Annotated in this window: 14 protein-coding genes; 10 read left to right on the forward strand and 4 right to left on the reverse strand. The window is 66.2% G+C overall.

Annotated elements, in window-relative coordinates; translation table 11 throughout:
• Nucleotides 1-15: 15 nt before the first annotated feature.
• From soxR to OZ10_RS14590, 6 genes are all read left to right on the forward strand, one after another.
• Nucleotides 16-462: a redox-sensitive transcriptional activator SoxR gene (gene soxR / locus OZ10_RS14565; protein ID WP_039409341.1), complete on the forward strand. Its 447-nt coding sequence runs from the start codon at nt 16-18 to the stop codon at nt 460-462.
• 395 nt (nt 463-857) lie between these two features.
• Nucleotides 858-2849: a M1 family metallopeptidase gene (locus OZ10_RS14570; protein ID WP_039409338.1), complete on the forward strand. Its 1992-nt coding sequence runs from the start codon at nt 858-860 to the stop codon at nt 2847-2849.
• Nucleotides 2850-3601: 752 nt separating this feature from the next.
• Entirely contained in the window at nt 3602-6757 is a 3156-nt protein-coding gene (locus OZ10_RS14575) for a TonB-dependent receptor (protein ID WP_039409335.1), read from the forward strand.
• Between the two features lie 307 nt (nt 6758-7064).
• Entirely contained in the window at nt 7065-7823 is a 759-nt protein-coding gene (locus OZ10_RS14580; RefSeq protein ID WP_039565621.1) for a SapC family protein, read from the forward strand.
• Nucleotides 7824-7827: 4 nt separating this feature from the next.
• Nucleotides 7828-8874, forward strand: a complete 1047-nt coding sequence (locus tag OZ10_RS14585) for a cupin-like domain-containing protein (protein WP_039565627.1) — start codon at nt 7828-7830, stop codon at nt 8872-8874.
• A gap of 176 nt (nt 8875-9050) precedes the next feature.
• Entirely contained in the window at nt 9051-10568 is a 1518-nt protein-coding gene (locus OZ10_RS14590; RefSeq protein ID WP_039409328.1) for a tryptophan halogenase family protein, read from the forward strand.
• Between the two features lie 48 nt (nt 10569-10616).
• On the opposite strand, the gene OZ10_RS14595 is transcribed toward OZ10_RS14590, so the two are convergent.
• The 4 genes from OZ10_RS14595 to OZ10_RS14610 all read right to left on the reverse strand — a co-directional run bounded on the left by OZ10_RS14595 (nt 10617) and on the right by OZ10_RS14610 (nt 16057).
• Nucleotides 10617-11624 (reverse strand): MBL fold metallo-hydrolase, encoded by a 1008-nt coding sequence (locus tag OZ10_RS14595; protein ID WP_039565623.1) that lies wholly within the window; start codon nt 11622-11624, stop codon nt 10617-10619.
• A gap of 224 nt (nt 11625-11848) precedes the next feature.
• Nucleotides 11849-12250 carry a hypothetical protein gene (locus OZ10_RS14600; protein ID WP_039409344.1) on the reverse strand — a complete coding sequence of 134 codons (402 nt, stop codon included), beginning with the start codon at nt 12248-12250 and terminating at the stop codon, nt 11849-11851.
• Nucleotides 12251-12786: 536 nt separating this feature from the next.
• Nucleotides 12787-14184 carry a trypsin-like serine peptidase gene (locus OZ10_RS14605; RefSeq protein ID WP_039409324.1) on the reverse strand — a complete coding sequence of 466 codons (1398 nt, stop codon included), beginning with the start codon at nt 14182-14184 and terminating at the stop codon, nt 12787-12789.
• Nucleotides 14185-14674: 490 nt separating this feature from the next.
• Nucleotides 14675-16057 carry an APC family permease gene (locus OZ10_RS14610; RefSeq protein WP_039565625.1) on the reverse strand — a complete coding sequence of 461 codons (1383 nt, stop codon included), beginning with the start codon at nt 16055-16057 and terminating at the stop codon, nt 14675-14677.
• A gap of 184 nt (nt 16058-16241) precedes the next feature.
• On the opposite strand from OZ10_RS14610, the gene OZ10_RS14615 reads away from it, so the two are divergent.
• The 4 genes from OZ10_RS14615 to OZ10_RS14630 all read left to right on the forward strand — a co-directional run.
• On the forward strand, nt 16242-17006 hold the full coding sequence (locus OZ10_RS14615) for a LuxR family transcriptional regulator (RefSeq protein WP_039409319.1): 765 nt from the start codon (nt 16242-16244) through the stop codon (nt 17004-17006).
• A 421-nt stretch (nt 17007-17427) separates the two neighbouring features.
• Nucleotides 17428-18369 (forward strand): proline iminopeptidase-family hydrolase, encoded by a 942-nt coding sequence (locus tag OZ10_RS14620; RefSeq protein WP_039409316.1) that lies wholly within the window; start codon nt 17428-17430, stop codon nt 18367-18369.
• A gap of 907 nt (nt 18370-19276) precedes the next feature.
• Nucleotides 19277-20338 carry a pectate lyase family protein gene (locus OZ10_RS14625; RefSeq protein WP_039409313.1) on the forward strand — a complete coding sequence of 354 codons (1062 nt, stop codon included), beginning with the start codon at nt 19277-19279 and terminating at the stop codon, nt 20336-20338.
• Between the two features lie 274 nt (nt 20339-20612).
• On the forward strand, nt 20613-21788 hold a 1176-nt coding region (locus OZ10_RS14630), incomplete at its 3' end, for an amino acid permease (protein ID WP_039565628.1).

Below are 21788 nucleotides of genomic sequence, written 5' to 3' on the forward strand. Positions count from 1 at the left end.
GTTGAGGTCAAGGCAATGCAGCGTGAGTTGTCCGTGGGCGAAGTGGCCAGGCGCAGCGGTGTGGCGGTGTCGGCGCTGCATTTCTATGAGCGCAAGGGGCTGATCCGCAGCCTGCGGACCGCGGGCAATCAGCGCCGTTATGCGCGCGATGTGCTGCGGCGGATTGCGGTGATCCGTGTCGCGCAACGGCTGGGCGTGCCGCTGCAGCAGGTGCTGGACGCGTTTTCGGTGCTGCCCGATCAGCGCACGCCCACGCGGGCGGAATGGGCGCGCATGTCCGCGCGCTGGCGCGGCCAGCTGGATGCGCGCATCAGCGAGCTGCAGGCCTTGCGCGACCAGCTCACCGATTGCATCGGCTGTGGCTGCCTGTCGCTGCGCCGCTGTCGCTTGAGCAATCCCGACGATGCACTGGGCGACGATGGCGATGGCGCGTTGCGACTGGGCAGCCTGACGCCGGGCTAGCCGGGCGCGCGGCAGCGCGGGGCTGCCGTGCGGCAGGGCGCGATGGGCGCAATCGGCACGCCTGCCTTCTGTGTCTGCCCGCGCTGCGCATGTCTTCCGTCGACCTCAGCACCGCCCGTACCTCGTCCGCATCGGTGTGGTGATGAACCGATGATCGGGCGGTCGCGTGTCGACCACCGCCGTCGATCGCAGCGATGCCAGGCGATGGCCGCCTGCACCACGCGTTTGAAGGGCGCTGGCGCCGTCATCAACGCGCCTCGGCGCCCCATCGCGCGCGGGTTCCCCGCGTCATGGCCGGCCCGCCACCTCGCATGCCGCCAACCGGGACCAATGGCAGTGCCGTGCCCGGCGAGGGGCGCCGTAGGATGGGTGTCCCCCCGCCGCAGGACCCGAGCATGTTCCCCACCATGCGCCGTTTGCTCACCGTTGCCGTAGCGCTGGCGTGTGCCAGTGCACCCCCGCTTGCGGTTGCCGCGCCAGATGCCGCCGCGGCGTCGGGCACGTTCGACCCGCTGGCGTTGTTCGCACCGCTGCAATTGCCGGATGCGCCCACCGCCTACCGTAGCGGCAGTGGCGTGCCGGGGCCGCTGTTCTGGCAGAACCGCGCCGATTACCAGCTGGAGGCCACCATCGACCCGGCCAGCCACACGCTCACTGGCGAGGCCGCCATCCACTACACCAACCACAGCCCGGACGCACTGGACGTGCTGTGGCTGCAGCTGGACCAGAACATGTATCGCGCCGACGCGCGCGCGGCCGCCAGCCGTCCTTCGCGGCGCACCGAGTTCAGCGATGGCATGCAGATCGCCGGTGTGGAGATCGACACCGGCGGGCGTCGCACGGCCGCGCACTTCATCGTCGACGACACCCGCATGCGGGTGGATCTGCCGCAGCCGCTGGCCGGGCAGGGCAAGGCACTGACCCTGCACATCCGCTACCGCTACCGCATTCCCGGCACCTGGGGCGGGCGCACTGCCTACAGTGCCAGCAAGCACGGCGAGATCTACGAGATGGCGCAGTGGTACCCGCGCATGGCGGTCTACGACGACCTGCGCGGTTGGGATACGCAACCGTACCTGGGCTCGGAGTTCTATCTGGAATACGGCAACTTCGATTATGCGGTGACCGTGCCGGACGGGTTTGTGGTGGCCGGCTCCGGTGCGTTGACCAATCCGGAACAGGTACTCAGCCGCGCCCAGCAACAGCGGCTGCAGCAGGCCCGCAATAGCGACCGCACGGTGCTGATCCGCACGCCATCGGAGGTGGCCGCGCAGGCCGCTTTACCGGCGGGCAAGGGCACGCGCACCTGGCGCTTCCATATGGAGCACACCCGCGACGTGGCGTTTGCCGCATCGCCGGCGTTCGTCTGGGATGCGGCGCGCATCAACCTGCCGGGCGGCAAGCAATCGCTGGCGATGTCGGTGTATCCGGTGGAAGGCGTGGGCGCGGACAAGTGGAACCGCTCCACCGAGTACGTCAAAGGCGCGATCGAACACTTCTCGCAGTGGTATCCCTATCCGTGGCCGGCGGCGATCAACCTGGGCGGTTACGGTGCGGGCATGGAATATCCGGGCATCGTCTTCGATGGCTTCGAAGATGGCGGCAAGGACCTGTTCTGGATTACCGCGCACGAGATCGGCCACACCTGGTTTCCGATGATCGTGGGCTCCAACGAACGCCGGCACGCGTTCATGGACGAAGGCTTCAACACCTTCATCGATGTCTATGCATCGGACGCCTTCAACAAGGGCGAGTACGCGCCCAAACGCGATTCGGAATATGCACCCAAGGGCGGTAACCCGGTGGAGGAGATCCTGCCGTTGCTGGCCGATCGCAAGGCACCGACCTTGATGGATATCGCCGATGCCACCAGCGAAACCTACCGCCACCCGCTGACCTACTTCAAGGGCGCGCTGGGCCTGGTGTTGTTGCGCGAGCAGATCCTGGGCCCGGAACGGTTCGACCCGGCGTTTCGCAAATACGTCGCCACCTGGGCCTACAAGCATCCGACCCCGTCGGACTTCTTCCGGCTGATGGAAAGCGAAAGCGGCGAAGACCTGAGCTGGTGGTGGCGCGGCTGGTATTTCAACAACTGGCAGCTGGACATGGGCATCGCCAGGGCACAGTACATCGATCACGACCCGGCCAAGGGATTGCAACTCACCCTGCGCAGCCGGCAGCCACTGGTGATGCCGGTCACCGTGCGCGTGGATCTGGCCGATGGCAGCCATCTGGACCGCCGCGTGCCGGTGGAGAGCTGGCTGCAGACCACCACGCCGACGCTGACGCTGCCCACCACCCAGAAAGTCCTGCACGTCACCCTGGATCCGGATCACGCAGTGCCCGATGCCGATCGCAGCGACGATCGCCTGGATGTGATCGGCTGATCGTCGCCAGCATGCGTTGCCGGCAGGGAGAGGCGTTGCCGATCTCCGTCGGCAACGCATGTTGCCACCAGGCGCTGCACGCACCCCGTGGCCCGCAATCGATTGCGACGTGGCTGCCGTTCTTACCAACACGATGGACGACGCTGCGCCGTTGCACGCCTGCGCCTATCGATGGCGATGGCGATGGCATCGCGCCATCGCGTGCGCCACCGCTGCCATGCGGAACGCGCGCGTCGCTGCTGCAGGCCTTTTCGACATTTGCGCAGTCGCCGCGTCGCGCTGCGCCAAGGCCGTTGCATTGTGCAAAGTTCGCCGTGTCTGTCGCCGGTTTTTGCGCAATCCGTTGATAACGCTTACAGCCGCGCCGCCATTGAAAGCGGCTTGCGGGCTCAAGCGGCTGCCGTATCGGCTGTAACCGTGCAGGCCAATCACTATGCTGCAACGCACGGTGACAAGGCCTTCATCGGCTGACTAGGCTGCGCGGCGTGTTAGCGCTATCACTGGCTGACATGCAGTGCAGGGCATGCATCGCGGATGCGCCGCCGACACCATGGGGTGGGTGACGCCCGCAGCATGCACCGCACAACGCAGGGCGACGATCGAAGGGGCGATCGCCGGCATGCGCGTCAGGGGACCTTATTCAAAGCAGTACTGTTCGCCACTGCCCCGTCGGGCAGTGGTCATGACACTGCCGTGTCGCATGCCGCGACATCGGCCGTAGGCGGTTGGACTCCACTCCCGAGGACACATCGATGCGTCGTACGTTGAACAGCTTCAAGTCGAAGGCCATGTTCACCTTCGTTGGTGGCCTGTTGGTCATCAATCCCGCGTTTGCGCAGGATGTCGCTCCGCCGACGCCCGCGCCGCAGTCCAGCAGCGATGCCGCCACCACGCTCGACACCGTCAACGTCACCGGCATCCGCAGCAGCCTGGATCAGTCGATGGGCATCAAGCGCGATGCCGCCGGTGTGGTGGATGCGATCAGCGCCGAAGACATCGGCAAGTTTCCGGACACCAACCTGGCCGAGTCCTTGCAACGCATCACCGGTATCTCGATCGAGCGCCGCGATGGCGAAGGCGCGCAGGTCACCGCGCGCGGCTTTGGGCCGCAGTTCAATACCGTCACCCTCAACGGCCGCCTGATCCCCGGCGCCGACGCATTCGGCGCGCCCGGGCAGACCCCGATCGGCGGCGTGGACGTGGGCACGCGCGCGTTCAACTTCGCCCAGCTCGCCTCCGAAGCCATCACCGGCATCGAGGTGTTCAAGACCAGCCGCGCCACCGCGCCCAGCGGCGGTATCGGTGCGACGATCAACATCCAGACCGACAAGCCGTTCAATCACGAGGGCGTGGTGGCCAATGCGGGCGCCAAGATGGTGTCCGACCGCTCGCAGCCGTTCGGCGACTCGCTCACCCCGGAAGTGTCGGGCATCTTCAGCTACACCAACCCGGACAAGACCTTCGGGATTGGCTTGAGCGCCAGCTACCAGAAGCGTCACGGCGGTTCGGTGCAGGCAACCGAAAACCGCTGGAACATCCAGCGCTGGACCGGTACCGACCCGGCCTTGCGTCCGGACACCGTGGTGACCAACGCGCCGGCGATCGGCCAGCTCTACGGCATGCCCAACGACATCCGCTACGCGTTTGCCGATTTCCAGCGCGAGCGCATGAATGGCCAGGCGGTGATGCAGTTCGCACCGACCGACAGCCTGACGCTGACCCTGGACTACACCTATTCGGCCAACGAAATCCGCGAAGAACGCGGCGAGCAGGGCATCTGGCTGCAACGTGCCAACAGCTTCACCAACCTCACCTTCGATACCGGCCAGACCGTGGCCACGCCGGTGTACCTGCGCGATGTGCCCAACGGTGCCAAGGACTTCGGCATGGAGCAGCAGCGCAACGAGCAGAAGTACACGCTCGGCTCGCTCGGCTTCAATGCGGACTGGCAGGTGAGCGACCGCTTCCAGCTGACCTTCGATGCGCACAACTCCAAGACCCAGAGCCTGCCCAACGATCCGGTCACCGGAGGCAGCGCGACCTATTTCAGCTTTGCCGGCACCAACAACTGCGTCAACGGTCCTTCGTGCGGCGGCCAGTGGGGGCAGGAGCTGTGGTTCAACAATTCCCTGCCGATCGGCGCGCGCACGTGGTACCCCACCGTCGCCGATTCGCTGGCCGGCACCAATGGCGTGGTCAATCCGGATTTCACGCCCAACAATCTCGGCTCGCAGGTGCAACGCATCTACTATCAAAAGCAGGTCACCGAAACCAAGGAAGGCCGCCTGGACGGCAAGTTCGATTTCGATGACGGGCGCTTCCAGTTCGGTGTGAGCTCGTCCAACACCACCATGCACCGCCTGACCAGCGACAACTACTCCACGCTGGGCGACTGGGGCGTGGCCAATGCCGGCAACGAGCCGGGCATGGTCGCGTTGCTGCAGCCGGTGAGCATCGTGGGCATGTTCGACGACTTCAACGCCAACGGCGCCGCGCGCAATGCCTGGCGCGGCGACGCCAGCCAGCTGGCGTTGTGGGGTGGCAGCCAGTACGGCGCGCAGACGCGCTACAACCCGCTGTACAGCGCCAACAACCAGGTCGAAGAAAAGACCCGTGCCGCCTACGTGCAACTGGAGTTGACCGGCGATATCGCCGGCATGACCGCCAACACCCGCCTGGGCCTGCGTTACGAGCGCACCGATGTGGAATCCACCTCCCAGGTTGCCACGCCCACGGCGCTGCAATGGCAGGCCAACAACGACTTCCAGCTGCTGCGATCCACGGAGCAGCAGCCCTTCAGCGAGAAGACCAGCTACAACTACATCCTGCCGAATCTGGATTTCAGCCTGGACATCACCGACCAGCTGAAGGGCCGTGCGTCGTTTGGCCAGACCATTGCGCGCGCACCGTACAACAACCTGCTCGCCGGGCCGACGCCCAATACGCCGGCCGGCTCGATCCTGATCAACCCGTCCAACCGCGCCAGCGGCGATTCGCAGACGCCGACGCTGGACCCGCTGGAATCGGACAACCTCGACCTGGCGCTGGAATGGTATTTCGCCGATGCCAGTTACGTGTCGGCGACCTTCTGGAACAAGCGCGTCAGCAACTTCATCGGCACCACCGTCTCGCGCGAGACCCTGTACGGGCTGACCGACCCCACCTCGGGCCCGGATGCGCAGGCGGCACTGGCCTTCCTGCAAAGCGGTGCCTGCGCCGCGCAGGTCGGCGCGGCCGGCAACGACGTGGCGGCGGCCTGCTCGGCCAACGACACCTCCCTGTTCGCCGCCACGGCTCTGCTGCGCAACGCCGCGGCCACCGGTGGCCTGGGCGCCTACAACGGCAGCTCTGCGCAGAGCCTCGCGCTGGAAAACGCCTACGACCTGGTCGGCACTGCGGCCGACCCGCTGTATCAGTTCGACGTGTCGCGTCCGATCAACCAGAACAAGGCCAACATCCACGGCTGGGAACTGGGCGGGCAGTACTTCTTCGGCAGCACCGGCTTCGGTATCTATGCCAACTACACCATCGTCGAAGGCGATGTGGCATTCGACAACAACGTCATCGACCGCGACCAGTTCGCGTTGCTGGGCCTGAGCGATACCGCCAACGTGATGCTGATGTTCGAGAAGTACGGCTGGAGCGCACGCCTGGCCTGGAACTGGCGCGACGAGTACCTGATCGCGGCCAACCAGGATGCCTCCAACCGCAACCCGTACTACGTCGAGGCGTACCAGCAGTTTGATCTGAGCGTCAGCTATGCGCTCAACAAGCAGCTGTCGGTGGGCTTTGAGGCGATCAACCTCACCGGCGAAGACGTGCGTTGGCATGGTCGGTCGGAGAAGCAGATCGTGCGTCTGATCGATCAGCAGCCGCGCTACACCCTGGGTGTGCGTTACGCGTTCTGACGCCGCGTCGCAGGCACGTACCGGCAGCTCCGGGCGGCCGTCCTGTTCGGGTGGCGGCCGCGACCGGGTGACTGCGGCGGGGGTTCGCCCGCCTGCGTTCGTCGTGCAGCCGCAGTCGTGTGGCTGCACGGCGGATGCAAGCAGCGCCAACGCGATGCGCGGGCATTGGCTCGCGCAGCGCGCATGTTGCCCTGCGGCTTGCCGGCCTCCCGGTTTTTGGCAATGCTCGGCGTTCGCAGGCGGGCCGGGCGTGCGATCGATCCCTTTCCCACTGCAGTGCGCCGATGGATGCCTGCCGGAGTACCAGATGACGCGATACGCCGTACTCAACAACGTGACGCATCACGACCTGCGCGTCATCCTGCGCTTCGGCCCCGAGTTCGGCGATGCCATTGGCCTGGTGCCCGCGTTCGTGACCGAATACGCCGACCTGCAGCGCGAGTACCCGCTGTTTTTCCGCAGGGACCCCGCCGGCAGCGGCTACCAGTCCGTGGCCTTGCTGGGATTTACCCAGGACGAAAACCTGTTCCTGCAGGAAGGACGCTGGAACGCCAGCTATCTGCCCGGCATCGTGGCCAAGGGCCCGTTTCTGATCGGCTTCCAGGAGCAGCGCATCGACGGTGCGCTGGTGCAGGAGCCGGTGATCCACATCGACCTGGAACATCCGCGCGTCAGCCGCAGCGAAGGCGAGGCGGTGTTCCTGCCACAGGGCGGCCATAGCCCCTACCTGGACCACATCATCGGCGTGCTGCGCGGCATCCGCGAGGGCGTGGACGCCGGGCAGGCCATGGCCGCCGCGTTCGATGCGCTCGGCCTGATCCAGCCGGTGCGCCTGGACGTGGCGCTGGACGCGACCCACGCCGCGCAGCTGGAAGGCCTGTTTGCTATCGACCGCGAGCGGCTTGCCGCGCTCGATGCGCAGGCGCTGCACCAGCTGCACCAGGCCGGCTATCTGGAGGGTGCGTTCCTGATGCTGGCATCGCAGTACAACCTGCGTCGGCTGATGGCCGAGAAGCAGCGCCGTCTGCAGCAGGCGCATGCCGCGCCTGCTGCTGCATACGCCTGATCGCATGACCGCCGCTGTCTTGCATCCGCCCGCTGCAGCGATCGCCGGCATTGCCGAGCGCAACGACTGCCGGCCCGACGCCTTGCCGCTGGCCGCGCTCTGCGCAGCAGCCGAGCCGGTGGTATTGCGTGGCCTCGCACGCGACTGGTCGCTGGTGCAGGCCGGCCTGCGCAGCCCGGAGCAGGCCATGGCGCAGCTGCGCGCGCACGATGACGGACGCACCTTGCAGTACTCCTACGGCGGACCGGAGATTGCCGGCCGGCCTTTCTACGCCGACGACTGCAGCGCACTGAACTTCGAGGTACGGCGCGGCAGCATCAGCGCCTTGCTGGATGCCATTGCCGCGCATCGCGATGACCCGCAGCCGCCGACGTACTACCTGGCCTCGCTGCCCATCGACGCTCACCTGCCCGGACTGCGCGCGCACAACGACCTGGCGGTTGCCGCCGGCGGCATCGCCGTGCAGCCGAGCATCTGGATCGGCAATCGCGTCATTGCCTCCTGCCATTACGACGCGCCCGACAACCTGGCCTGCTGCGCGGTGGGGCAGCGCCGCTTCACCCTGTTTCCGCCCGAGCAGGTCGCCAACCTGTACCCGGGGCCGCTCGAGCCCACGCCCGGCGGCCAGGTGGTGAGCATGGTGGATGTCGCCAACCCGGATCTGCAGCGCTACCCACGCTTCGCGCAGGCGCTGGCGCATGCGCGCACCACGGTGCTGGAACCGGGCGATGCCCTGTTCATTCCCGGCATGTGGTGGCATCACGTGCAATCGCTGCAGCCGTTCAATGTGCTGGTCAATTACTGGTGGAGCAGCGCGCCCGCGCAGCTGCCCGCCGCGATGCCGGCGCTGTACCACGCCCTGTGGGCCATCCGCGACCGCCCGGCCGCGGAAAAGGACGCATGGCGCGCGCTGTTCGATTACTACGTGTTCGGGCCTGCGGAACGTGCCGGTGCGCATCTGCCCGAGCAGGCGCGGCAGGCGCTGGGGCCCATCGATCCGATCCTTGCGCGCCAATTGCGCGCCATGCTGATCGGCAGGCTCAACCGCTGACGGGCGGTGTTGTCCTGCAAGCAGGCGGTCAGGCAATCGGTCGTCCTGCCGGGAGAGCAGGCAGCATCGCAAGCGCGTGCTGGACCCGGCGTCAGCGGCCTGCGCACCGGCTGCTGCAGCCGCCTTGATGCCCTGCATCGCCTCAGCCACCTCTTATCCATCCACGGGAGTTCGCAGTGACCCAGGCTCAAATTCGCAAGGTCGTCATCGCCGGCGGCGGTACCGCCGGCTGGATCGCTGCATGTGCGCTGTCGCATCAGTTCCGCAACCTGCTCGACATCACCCTGATCGAGTCCGAGCAGATCGGCACCGTGGGCGTGGGCGAATCGACGGTGCCGCCGATTCGGACCTTCCATCGCTTCCTGCAGATCGACGAACAGGAATTTCTGCGCGAGGTGGCCGGCACCTTCAAGTTGTCGATCTCTTTCGAACATTGGCTGCGCCAGGGCGAGCGGTACATCCACCCGTTCGGCATCACCGGGCAAAGCACCCTGGTGTGCGCGTTCCATCATCTGTGGCTGGAGAGCCAGCGCCGCGGCATGCGCAGCAGCTTTGGCGACTACTGCCTGGAGACCGTCGCCTCGCGCGAGGACCGGTTTGCGTTGCCGCGCGAGCCGGCGGTCAATTACGCGTATCACCTGGATGCGGCGCTGTACGCGCGCTTCCTGCGCACCCGCAGCGAGGCCTGCGGCGTGCAGCGGATCGAAGGCAGGATCCAGCAGGTGACGCAACATCCGGACAGTGGCGATGTCGCCAGCCTGGTGCTGGAAGACGGCCAGGCCATTGCTGGCGATTTATTCATCGACTGCAGCGGGTTCCGGGGGCTGTTGATCGAGCAGACGCTGCATACCGGCTACGAAGACTGGAGCCATTGGCTGCCGTGCGACCGCGCCGTGGCGGTGCAGACCGAAGCGCTCGGCCCGCCGGTGCCGTACACCCGCGCCATTGCGCACGAAGCCGGCTGGCGCTGGCATATCCCGTTGCAGCACCGGGTCGGCAACGGCCTGGTGTTCTCCAGCCGCCACCTGTCCGACGACGAGGCCCACGCCAAGCTGCTGCGCGATGTTGCCGCCCCGGCGGTGAAAGACCCCTGGATGGTGCCGTTCCGCACCGGCCGCCGGCTCAAGGCATGGAACAAGAACGTGGTGTCGCTGGGCCTGGCCAGCGGCTTCATCGAGCCGCTGGAGTCGACCAGCATCCACCTCACCATCTCTGCGGTGGTGCGGCTGCTGACGCTGTTTCCGGCAGAGGGCATCGCGCCATCGCAGGTGCAGTTGTTCAACGACGTCAGCCGCGCCGAGATGGAGCACGTGCGCGACTTCGTCACCTTGCACTACCACGCCACCCGGCGCGCCGAGCCGCTATGGCAGCAATGCCGGGAGATGGAACTGCCCGAGTCGCTGGCACTGCGCCTGCGCGCGTGGCGCGAACGGGCGCATGCCTGGCAGGCCGCAGATGAATTGTTCCGCGTCGATTCCTGGACGCATGTGCTCATGGGGCAGGGCCTGATGCCGGAACAGCACCACCCGCTGACGCGCGCCTTTTCCGACCAGGATCTGCAAGGCCTGCTCAACGACATCGCGCAGCCGATCCGGCATGCGGTGGATCAGTTTCCTTCGCAGCAGGCCTTCATCGAACGCTATTGCCAGGCCAGGCCGGAGGTCTGGGGGGCGCGCAAGCCGGCCATCGCCTAGCCCGCGTCGTGCAGCGCGTGGCTTGCCGATTGCCAGGCCACCGTTGCGCTACAGCCGCATCAGGTCGGTGCCCACCACGATCGGCCCGCTGTAGTGCTTGCGCGCGCCCTCGCTCCACATCGCATCGGTGATGGTCGGGTCGCCGCCGGGCACGAAGTGCGTGAGCACCAGCTGCCGTGCACGGGCAGCCGCGGCGATCTTTCCGACCTCTTCGCTGGTGGAATGGCTCTTGAGCAGATGGTCGAGCAAGCTGGGCGCGTTGTCGTTGGTCTTGAGCATCCTTTCCAGTGCGGGCAGGTACATCACCTCGTGCACCAGGATGTCGGCGTCCTCGGCAAACGCCGCCAGCGCAGGCAGGTAACGCGTGTCGCCGGAAAACACCACCGTGCGGTCGCGCGCGGCGAAGCGGTAGGCAAAGGCCGGCTTGAGCGTGTAATGGTCCACCACGGTCGCGGTCACGGTGACCTGGTCGTTCTGCAATACCGTGCCGGGCTGATCGAACTCGTGCACCTGGATGAGCTGCTTGAACGGTGGGCGGCCTTCCTCGCGGATGCGCGCGTCGATGTCGATGGCGTTCATCTCGACAAACGCATCCACCATCCTGGCGATTCCCGGCGGCCCGTAGAGATGCACCGGTGTCTGCAGGCCGCTGGCCCAGGCCAGCCACACCACGTTGAGCAGGTCGGCGTTGTGATCGGAGTGATGGTGGGTGAGAAAGACATCGCGCAATGCCGGCAGCCGGATGCCGGCCTTGGCCAATTGCTGCGCCACGCCATTGCCGCAGTCGATGAGGTAGGGCTGCCCGTCGATCACCAGCGCGTTGGCCGCCGCTGCGCGCAGTGGCGATGGTGTTGGCCCGCCCTTGGTGCCCAGCAACACCAGCACGCTGCCCTTGGCCGGAAACGGCGTGGGGGCTGCCGCACTGCCGCTGGAACGCGCGTGGCTGGCGCCGGATGTGGACGCCGCCGCGAGCGGGCTGATGGCGGTCAACAGTCCTGCGGACAGTGTCAGCTGCAGCACCGCGCGACGGGAGCAATGCGGAAGAGGCTCGGACATGACAATTCCCTGGGCGCCGGAGGGGGGAGTGTGCCGGGAGTGGTGCCGCGCCGCCATCGCGGTGCGCCCGCCTGGGCAGCAGCGTGGCCGGTGCCGATACAGCAGATGCAACACGCCGCGGGCGCGAGCGGGCGGGCGTGGGTGATGCGGGCCGGCGGGCGGTCTGGCTGCAGCAGCGCGGGCCAGCGGCACCTTGCGCTGCGCGGTGCACCACGGCGACCCGCTCACAGCTGGCGAGCGATGAAGTCGGCCAGTGCGGGTGAGCGGTAGAAGCCCATGCAACGCGCAAAGATGGCGTTGAACGGGCCGCGGCGTGCTTCGTCCTTCATCGGCACTTCGCTGCGATCGAACTCTGCGGTGCTGGCATCCACGAATCGTTGCAGGCGATCGGTCGCCCCGGCCTTGGCATTGTCCATTGCGTAGGTGGTCAGCAGGTACGAGCGGTCGCGCAACTGGTCCTGCGCATACTTGCCGCTGCGCACGTAGTTGTTGTCCAGGCAGCGCTGCAACGCATAGGCCTTGACCTCGTCCGGGTTGGCCGGTTTGCCTGCGGCCAGTGCGTTGCCCAATGTCAGTGTTGCCAGTGCAGCGATCCACACCACGTGGCGATGACGATGAAACGGCATGGAGCATCTCTCCGCGAACAAACCCCAAGTCTGCCCGAACCTGATGGCCTGTTGCAGCGGTGCATCGCGCGGAGGCCGCGAGCCGCAAGTGACCGCGTTGCGCATCGAGCAGCACCACCAATGCCGCCGGCGCCACCGTGACGCACGTGTAGCCGCGCGCTCGGCAACCCGCAGCGCAGCTGCTGTGCTGCCCATTGATCGCGATGCTGACGGCGTTGTCGGGGGTAGGTCTGGTCTGTGCACCATCCCGGTGAGCGCGCTTTCCTGCTGGATCGCAGTGCCCGGTGACCGAACAGCCGGGGAAGAGGGCCGCATGCGTTGTGGAGAGTGCGCCGTTTTCGAGATGCCGCACCGCAGGCGCGATAGATCACCGTCGCGCAGTGACGACGCTGCGAGTCGCGATCTGCCCTCGCTCGCCTGCTCTGATGGCACTGGGCCGCAGGATACATCGTGCTCGCGTGCTGACATGCGCCAGCCAGGGGCGCATGTGGACCAACGTGGCAGGCGACAGGGCGCCTGCCACGCATCGCGCGTGCTTACTGCCCGAAGAAGGTGGAGATCGACGAGTACACGTCCGAGAAGCGCGAGTAGTAATCAGGATCGGTCTGCGCGGTGCAGTACGAATAGCCGCCATACAGGCCGCCGCGCAGCTGGTACGCACCGCCGCTGGCGATGGTGAACAGACCCGAGCCGGACGAGCCGCCTTCGGTGACACCATCGTTCCAGACAACGCGATAGAACGGGCTCTGGCCGTCGATGGACGTGTTCAACCCGGTGACTGTGCCCAGTGAATACTTCTTGACGTCGCCGGAGGGGTGGTGGATGCCCACGATCGAGGTCCCGGTCGAGCCGATGGCGGCGCTGTTCCAGGCCGCGTAGAACGCACCGCTGGGCGGTGCGGTCTTCAGCTCCAGCAGCGCGGTATCGCGCGTGGTGTTGGCATGGCGCAGGAACGCGCCGCCGGTCAGCGTGATGGCCTGCGAACTGGCAGTGTTGCCGTTGCAGCTGGCCGCGTCGTAAAACCAATAGGTCTGCAGCGTATTGGCCACGGTCTGTGTGCTGATGCAATGCGCGGCGGTCCAGAACAGGTTGCGCTTGGGCGTATTGGTGTTGTTGAGCAGGGTGCCGGTGCACAGGAACGAACCCTGGCTGGTGGTGAACACCATGCGCGCCACCGCCTTGGCGGCGCTGGTGAAGCCCGTGGTGGGGTTGGCGCGGCACACGATGTCGTTCTGGCAGGAATCGCTCTCGCCAATGGCAATGGTCATCATGTCGCGCGGGCTGGCGGTGGGGCTGATGTCCAGATGCGACAGCTGCGGAATGCTCAGGCTGAAGTTTTCCGGATACAGGCCGGCCGGCAATGACAGCTCCACCAGCAGGTGTTCGCCGCTCACGGTCGGCGACCAGCCGATGGCATCGCCGGTGCCGGTGAAGCTGGCGCCGGATTGCTCGAACACGCGGCCATCGTCGCCGGCAAAGCGCAGCGTCACCCGGGACGGATCACCCGGCGTTGCACCGGCACCGCGCAAGACCAGTGCCGCGCGCAGCGAGGCGGCCTGTGCAGAGCCGAGCTTCAGGGTTGCCACGCGTGAGCCGTCGCCGGCCATCTGCCAATCGAGCTTGGCCAGGTGCACCAGCGGCTGTGCAACCGCGCGCGAAAAGCCGATCTGCAGCGGCTGGCCGTGCTTGACCTGCGCGATGCGTCGTTCACGCACGCTGCCGAGTTCCTTGCTGCTGGGTGCGGCCAGCTGCGCCACCTGTGTGGGCAGGATGGCGCCGCGCAGGCTTGCCGACTGCAGCGTGGCTGCGCCGAGCTTGGCGGCCTGCGGCGCAGTGCTGACCGGTGCGGCATCCATCTCGGTGGGCGGCGCGGCCAGTGCGGCGCTGGAAACGGCAGAGAGCAGCGCGAGATACAACGCATTCTTGCGAATCATGGGTAGTCCTTCTCGTCAGGGAACGGCAGGCGGCGGCGGGGGCCGGCAGCTGCGGCGCCATCGGTGGCGCGAAACGAGACTAGCGAATGTTTTAAGCTGAATATGTGCTGAAAATCTCGTTCGGAGATCGACAGTCAATAAAATTAGCATCCCTTTGCATGCAGCGATCGGGCGCAGCGCACACGTTGTGCGCGTGACACTCAAACGAGTAGGACGCACGCGCGTCGGCTTCGCGCTTGGCTGCTCCAGCGGGAGGTGGATCATCATGCTTGCAAGGCGATGCAGTGCGCCTGCACTTGCAAACTTGTCGTGTCGTGTCGTGTCGTGTCGTGTCGCGTAGCAGCAGCACGCGCGCAGCGCAGCGCAGCAAACGCGGGCCGAGCGCAGGCAACGCCACGATGGTTTGGTTGGCGCTCCTGCGCATCGGGCGCGCGCAGCGCACCGCACCACGCCAGCGAGCCGGTGCGTCGGCGCCGCAGCGCAGCGGCCGTTATTCCAGCGCGTCGCTGGCGCGGAATTCGGTCGAGCGACCGCTGATTTTCAGAAAGGCCAGAACCGTCAGCCCCACCACCATCCACGCGGTGCCGCCAAGTTGCGCGTGAGGGTCGGCGTTGATCAGTACGTACGCCAGGATCACGATGCCGATCAACGGCACCGCCCCGTGCAGCACACGCCTGCCTTGCCGACGAAAGTGCCAGAGCACCGCGACATGCAGCAGCACGAATGCGGTCAATGCGCCGACATTGCACAACGACGACAGCAACGCGATCTGGCCGACGAACACTTCGCCCAAGACCATGCTCAGCGCCGCCACCAACACGATGGCGCGCAGCGGCACGCCGGTGCGTGGGTGGATATAGCGCAGGAACGCCGGCAACTGGCGGTCGCGCGCCATTGCAAACAACAGCCGCGAGGTTGCCGCCTGCGCCACCAGTGAGTTGGCGATCGCGGCACTGATGGCCACTGTCAGCGCGATGACGATCTGCAGCCATGGCCCTGCAACCAGCCGTCCGATCTCGAAGAACGCATCGTTGGACGCCTGCGCGCTGGGATAGCGCTGCAGGTGAGGCTGCAGCAGCGCGGCCAGCCAGGTCTGCAGCACGAACAGGCCCGCGACCAATACCAGCGCCAGCAGCGTGGCACGGCCGACCACGCGATGGCCGCCGCGGGCCTCCTCCGACAAGGTGGAAATCGCATCGAAGCCGAGAAACGACACCACCGCCACCGATAACGCGCTGAAGATCAGTTGCGGCGAAAAGGCCTGCGGGTTGTAGAACGGGCGCAGATTCCAGTGCGCGCCGTTGACACCACGCTGGATGGCCAGCGTGGCCAGCACCACGAAAATCGCCAGCACCACCAGCTGCGCCAACAGGAAAAAACGGTTGGCGCGCGCGGTGGTCTCGATGCCGCGCAGGTTGACCACGGTATTGAGCACGACGAAGAACGCGATCCAGGCCGGCTGCGGCACCGCCGGCAGTACAGTGTGCATCGCATTGGCACCGACCACGTAGAGCAGCGTCGGCACCAGCAGGTAATCCAGCAGGATCGCCCAGCCGGCCAGAAAGCCCATGCCGCTGTGCAAGCCTCCGCCGACATAGGCGTACACCGAGCCGGCCACCGGAAACGCCTGCGACATCTGCTGATAACTCAACGCGGTGAACAGCATCGCCACGAATCCGACCAGGTACGTCAGCGGCACCATGCCCGCGCTGATGTCGAACACCCCGCCGAAGATCGAGAACGGCGCCGTCGGCACCATGAACACCAGGCCGTAGATCAGCAGATCCTTCAGCGTGAGCTGGCGTTTGAGCTCCTGGGCGTAGCCGAAGCGTTCCAGCGTGGCCGCATCGTCGCGGCGGGGTGAGTCGGTCATGCAGGTGTCCGCTAGGAGAGGGCCGTTGGGTGCAGGCGAGGGCACGGCGATGTTGCTGCGGCACTGCAGCCGTGTGACCGGCATTGTGACGATAATGTGGCCGGCAAGCCCATCCATTGGTAAAAGTGCTAGGTTTTCCGTGCTGGATGTCATCCAGTGGCGTCACTCGCTTCGAAGGACCCCCATGTTCGACACTCTGGCCAGCCTGGGCCGTGACCTGCAGGCACTGCACACGCTCAACGCCTGTCTGGACCGGGTGTTCAGCGACGTCTGCGCGCTGGGATTCCAGTCGCTGGTGTACGACTACGCGCCAGTGCCGCTCAGCATGGAAGGCGCGCTGATCACCCCGACGGTGTTCATGCAGCGCAATGCGCCGGGCGACATGCAGCACGTGTGGTGCGAACACGGCTACTACCAGCATGACCCGGTCCAGCAGCGTGCCACGCGACGGACCACGCCGTTCGTGTGGTCGTATCGCACCGATGGCGACAGGGACGGGGTGGAATACGTTGGCGCGCAGCACCGCCAGGTCACCCGTTACCTGTGCGATAGCGGCATGGCAACCGGTGTCACCGTGCCACTGCACCTGCCTGGCGGCGCATTTGCGACCTTCAGTGGTGCGGTGGATGCGGTGGCCGCCGAAGCGCCACGCCTGGCAGAGGCGCAGCTGTCGCCCTTCCTGTTGCTGGCCCATGCCTTCCAGGCGCGCGCGCAGGAGTTGCTGGACCCGCAGGAGCGCCGCTGCCACCACATTGAACTGACCCGGCGCGAGCGCGAGTGCCTGCAGTATTCGGCCAGGGGGCTGACCGCCAAGAGCATCGCGGCCGCGCTCAATCGCTCCACGGCGACGGTGAACCTGCATCTGAACTCGGCCGCGCGCAAGCTGGGCGCGCGCAACCGCGTCGAGGCGGTGGTACGCGGCATGCACTATCGGTTGCTGGAGCCCTGAGCGGTTGAACGGATGCGTACGGCGTCCCGGCTGAACGCGGCAGCGCAAAGTCCACTGGTTGATGCACGCGGGCGTGCGCAGCGCAGCTGGCCTGCGGTGGCCTACGTGCGCAACGCCAGCCCAGCTGCCGTGTGGCGAGCGGCGCCCCCCAGGCAGCTGGCGCGAGGCGCATATCCGCACTAGTGGAGCACCACGCGGCGATCGCTAGTTTATGCAGAACACATGCAGGCCGATCGACGCGCGCAATCGCCTGGCTGCATCGCTGCTCCCGGCTCCGGTCTCTGTAGCCTGCCCACCGGGCGCGTGCCCGCCTGACTGCGAGGGTGGCACGACCACACAAACCTGTGAGATTTGCCAGTTAACGCGGACCGTGCCGCTCGTTAGGCTCGGCGCTCATCATTGCCGTAAGCAGGCGCAGGTCATGCAGTCCACCGAAGGTTATGTCGAATTTCGCGGCTATCGCACCTGGTACCGCATCACCGGTGACCTGCGCAGCGATGCCTGTCCATTGGTGATCGCGCACGGTGGGCCCGGCTGCACGCACGACTATGTCGACAGCTTCAAGGACCTGGCCGCCGGCGGCCGCGCGGTGATTCATTACGACCAGCTCGGCAACGGCCGTTCCACGCACCTGCCCAATGCCGACCCGGGCTTCTGGAGCGTGGGGCTGTTTCTGGATGAATTGCAGACGCTGATCGACCACCTGGGGCTGTCGCAATACGCCTTGCTGGGCCAGTCGTGGGGCGGCATGCTGGCCGCCGAACATGCGGTGCGTCGTCCCGTTGGGCTGCGTGCATTGGTGATCGCCAATTCGCCGGCATCGATGGGCCTTTGGCGTGCGGCGGCCCTGCGCCTGCGCGCCGGCTTGCCGGAGCAGATCCAGGCCGCGCTGGACGAACATGAAGCGGCCGGCACGCTGGATCACCCGGCCTACCGCGCGGCCAGCCAGGTGTTCTACGCGCAGCATGTGTGCCGCATCGTCCCCTGGCCCGACGAGGTGGCGCGCACCTTTGCCGCCATCGATGCCGACCCGACGGTGTACCACGCCATGAACGGCCCGACCGAATTCCACGTGGTGGGCAGCCTGCGCAACTGGAGCATCATCGAGCGCCTGCATCGCATCACGGTGCCGACGCTGGTGCTGTCGGGCAGGTATGACGAGGCCACGCCGGAAACCGTCGAGCCGTATGCGCGCCTGATTCCCGATGCGCGCTGGCATGTATTCGCCAACTCCAGCCACATGCCGCATGTGGAAGAACGCATCGCCTGCATGCGCCTGGTGGGCGAGTTCCTGGAGGACCATACGCCCTGGCCGGGTGGCGAACTTGCCCATGTGCCGGCACTGGTCAGTCGCGCGGTGTGAGTGGCTGCACCAACCGTTGGCGCGCCTGTTGGTGGGCAGCACGGTAAACAGCGCCGTCGGCGTCGGTGCGCGGCCGCAAACATGGCATCGGCATCCATATGTGTTGCTGGCATCTCGGGTCAATCGTGTGGTGCGCCTGGCACAAGTGCATCGGTCAGCGGCGGACCGGCGGCCTTGGGCGTCCGCTGGTTGCGCTGCGTTTGACGCTGCAGTGATCACGCCACCTGCAACGCGCGCACGTTCACCGATCAAGACTCCAGTCCCGGTACCACTCGGCCTCTGGTGATCGGGCCGTATCCCGGCTGCCTGGTGCTGTGGCCTGCGCCCCAGCGGCTGTGTGCATGATTGAACGGCGATTCGGATCGAGCGCCGGCCGTCCGCGTCCCTCGTCCGGTGCGCCTCACGCCGACAGCTCCGCAGCGGTGTGCCGAATCTACGCTGTCCCGCGCGCCTTTCGCAAAAAAACGGCCCTTCTGCATCGTCACCGATTGGATCTGGTGATGTCGAACGCATCTACGCCGGCTGCATGGCACAGCCATCGACGTGCGTGCTGGTGAAGGTTGCGCGGCAGTGCAGCAACGCGGTGTGCTCCGGCCGTGTTGCCAGCTGTGCCAGCTTCAGCAGTTGAGGATGCTGCAGTCGCATCTGCACTGCCGATAAGCGCTGCAGGCAATCGCTCGCGTTACAGCAGCCGTTGCTGCAGCGGTGTCCTGTCCTGCCTGTCCCTTGCTGTCTCTTTTGCATGTCCTGCAAAGAGAACACCGTGGTGCGTCAAACTTTCAAAGATGGATAATTGTTTTATGTTTTAAATCGCGCGAAGAATGCGGCCCCCACGCCCGCTTTGTTGTTGTCGTCGCCACTGCGCAGACGGCACGCATCGCTTATCGACTTCTTTGGGAGAGGCTGCATGATTAGCAAGATGCTCCAGGGCGCACTCGCGCTTGCGCTGTCCACGTGCGCAGCAGGCGCCATCGCCGGCCCGGTCGGGTACGGTGCCGCCACCACCGGCGGCGGCAACAAGACACCGGTCAATGTCGCTACCTTCGAGGCGATGCAGGCGGCCATCGACAGTTATTCCGGTAGCGGCGGGCTGGTGCTCAACTACACCGGCAAGTTCGACTTCGGCACCATCAAGGACGTCTGTGCGCAGTGGAAGCTGCCAGCCAAGACCGTGCAGATCAAGAACAAGAGCGATGTCACCATCAAGGGTGCGAACGGCTCGGCAGCGAACTTCGGCTTGCGCGTGGTGGGCAACGCGCACAACGTGATCATCCAGAACATGACCATCGGCCTGCTGCAAGGGGGCGAGGATGCCGATTCGATTTCGCTGGAAGGCAACTCCAGCGGCGAGCCGTCCAGGATCTGGGTCGACCACAACACCGTGTTCGCCTCGTTGACCAAGTGCTCCGGCGCCGGCGATGCCTCCTTCGATGGCGGCATCGACATGAAGAAGGGCGTGCACCACGTCACCGTGTCCTACAACTACGTCTACAACTATCAAAAGGTCGCGCTCAACGGCTACAGCGACAGCGACACCAAGAACTCGGCCGCACGTACCACCTACCACCACAACCGCTTCGAAAACGTCGAGTCGCGCGTGCCGTTGCAGCGTCGCGGCCTGAGCCACATCTACAACAACTACTTCAACAATGTGTTCACGTCCGGCATCAACGTGCGCATGGGCGGCGTAGCGAAGATCGAGTCGAACTACTTCGAGAACATCAAGAACCCGGTCACCTCGCGCGACAGCAGCGAGATCGGCTACTGGGACCTGATCAACAACTACGTCGGCAGCGGCATCACCTGGGGCACCCCGGACGGCAGCAAGCCGTACGCCAATGCCACCAACTGGGTCAGCTCCAAGGTGTTCCCGGAATCGCTGGGCTACATCTACACCGTCACCCCGGCCGCACAGGTCAAGGCCAAGGTGATTGCCACCGCCGGCGCAGGCAAGAATCTGGCGGAGTAACGTTCGCGCGGTACTGCAGTGACAGATCCCCGGCCTGCCCGGGGATTTGTCTGTGCAACGCCGCCGTCCGCCGTGCCGTGACCGGGCGCAGATCGGGGGCGTAGCGCATGCCGGCGAGGTGCCGGTTCCCGATCCCGCGTGGATCCGGTCGGGACGTCGATGCAAGGTGCAGTGCAGCAGCGCCCCGCACCCCGGTCGCTGGCATGCCGTCAAGAGGCGCGGCGGGCGCCGCGACGCGGTATCGTGTCGCGCTGCCACTTCTCAAATCCCGTCCATGTCGCTTCCGAACGATCCTGTTGCCCAGAACGCTTCGACCGCCGCGCCTGCCCTGCGCCATGCGCTCAAACCCCGGCAATTGATGATGATGGGCCTGGGCACCGCGATCGGCGCCGGGCTGTTTCTGGGTTCGGGGGTCGGCATCCATGCGGCGGGGCCGGCGGTGCTGGTGTCCTACCTGATTGCCGGGGCGCTGGTGATCATCGTGATGAATGCGCTGGGCGAGATGGCGGCCGCCAAGCCGGCCAGCGGCGCTTTTTCGGTCTATGCGGCCGATGCGATGGGCCCGACCGCCGGCGCCACGGTGGGCTGGCTGTGGTGGTTGCAGATCGTGGTGGTGATCGCGGCAGAAGCGGTTGGCGCAGCGGGCTTGCTGGCGACGGTATGGCCGTCCCTGCCGGTGCCACTGCTGGCCTCGCTGTTCATGGCCACGTTCACCGCGATCAATCTGTTGGGCGTGCGCAATTTTGGTGAGTTCGAATTCTGGTTCGCCATCCTCAAGGTCGTGGCGATCGTGGTATTCCTGCTGATCGGCGTGGCCTTGCTGGCCGGCTGGTTGCCCGGTGTGACCTCGCCGGGGCTGTCCAATTTCACCCAGAACGGTGGATTTGCGCCCAAGGGCCTGGCGGGCGTGGGCGCGGCCTTGCTGGTGGTGGTGTTCGCGTTCGGCGGCACCGAGATCGTGGCCGTGGCGGCAGCGGAGACGGCCGACCCGGGGCGCAGCCTGGCACGCACGATTCGCACCGTGGCCTGGCGCATCCTGGTGTTCTACATCGGCTCGATCAGCGTGATCGTGGCGGTGGTGCCGTGGACCAGCACGGCGCTGAGCTCGCCGTTTGCGGCGGTGCTGGAAGTGGCGCGCATCCCCGGTGCGGCCACCGCCATCACCCTGGTGGCCGTGGTGGCGCTGCTGTCGGCGCTCAATGCCAACCTGTACGGCGCCTCGCGCATGATCTTCTCGCTGGCGCAGCGCGGCGAAGCGCCGCGCCTGCTCGCCAGGACCAGTGGCGAGCAGGTGCCGCTGGTGGCGGTGATCGCCAGTGTGCTGTTCGGCTTTGCCGCAGCCGCGCTGGAAATGCTGTATCCGAACAAGGTGCTGCCGATGCTGCTCAACATCGTCGGCGCCACCTGCCTGCTGGTGTGGACGATTTCGCTGGTGTCGCAACTGATCCTG

The sequence above is a fragment of the Xanthomonas cannabis pv. cannabis genome, from assembly GCF_000802365.1.
Classification (GTDB): domain Bacteria; phylum Pseudomonadota; class Gammaproteobacteria; order Xanthomonadales; family Xanthomonadaceae; genus Xanthomonas; species Xanthomonas cannabis.

Bases quoted from the DNA above. Each gene is read 5' to 3' on its own strand.
- OZ10_RS14625 (WP_039409313.1), top strand. From the start codon at position 19,277: ATGATTAGCAAGATGCTCCAGGGCGCACTCGCGCTTGCGCTGTCCACG.
- OZ10_RS14610 (WP_039565625.1), bottom strand. From the start codon at position 16,057: ATGACCGACTCACCCCGCCGCGACGATGCGGCCACGCTGGAACGCTTC.
- OZ10_RS14570 (WP_039409338.1), top strand. From the start codon at position 858: ATGTTCCCCACCATGCGCCGTTTGCTCACCGTTGCCGTAGCGCTGGCG.
- OZ10_RS14600 (WP_039409344.1), bottom strand. From the start codon at position 12,250: ATGCCGTTTCATCGTCATCGCCACGTGGTGTGGATCGCTGCACTGGCA.
- OZ10_RS14580 (WP_039565621.1), top strand. From the start codon at position 7,065: ATGACGCGATACGCCGTACTCAACAACGTGACGCATCACGACCTGCGC.
- soxR (WP_039409341.1), top strand. From the start codon at position 16: ATGCAGCGTGAGTTGTCCGTGGGCGAAGTGGCCAGGCGCAGCGGTGTG.
- OZ10_RS14615 (WP_039409319.1), top strand. From the start codon at position 16,242: ATGTTCGACACTCTGGCCAGCCTGGGCCGTGACCTGCAGGCACTGCAC.
- OZ10_RS14605 (WP_039409324.1), bottom strand. From the start codon at position 14,184: ATGATTCGCAAGAATGCGTTGTATCTCGCGCTGCTCTCTGCCGTTTCC.
- OZ10_RS14575 (WP_039409335.1), top strand. From the start codon at position 3,602: ATGCGTCGTACGTTGAACAGCTTCAAGTCGAAGGCCATGTTCACCTTC.
- OZ10_RS14620 (WP_039409316.1), top strand. From the start codon at position 17,428: ATGCAGTCCACCGAAGGTTATGTCGAATTTCGCGGCTATCGCACCTGG.
- OZ10_RS14595 (WP_039565623.1), bottom strand. From the start codon at position 11,624: ATGTCCGAGCCTCTTCCGCATTGCTCCCGTCGCGCGGTGCTGCAGCTG.
- OZ10_RS14585 (WP_039565627.1), top strand. From the start codon at position 7,828: ATGACCGCCGCTGTCTTGCATCCGCCCGCTGCAGCGATCGCCGGCATT.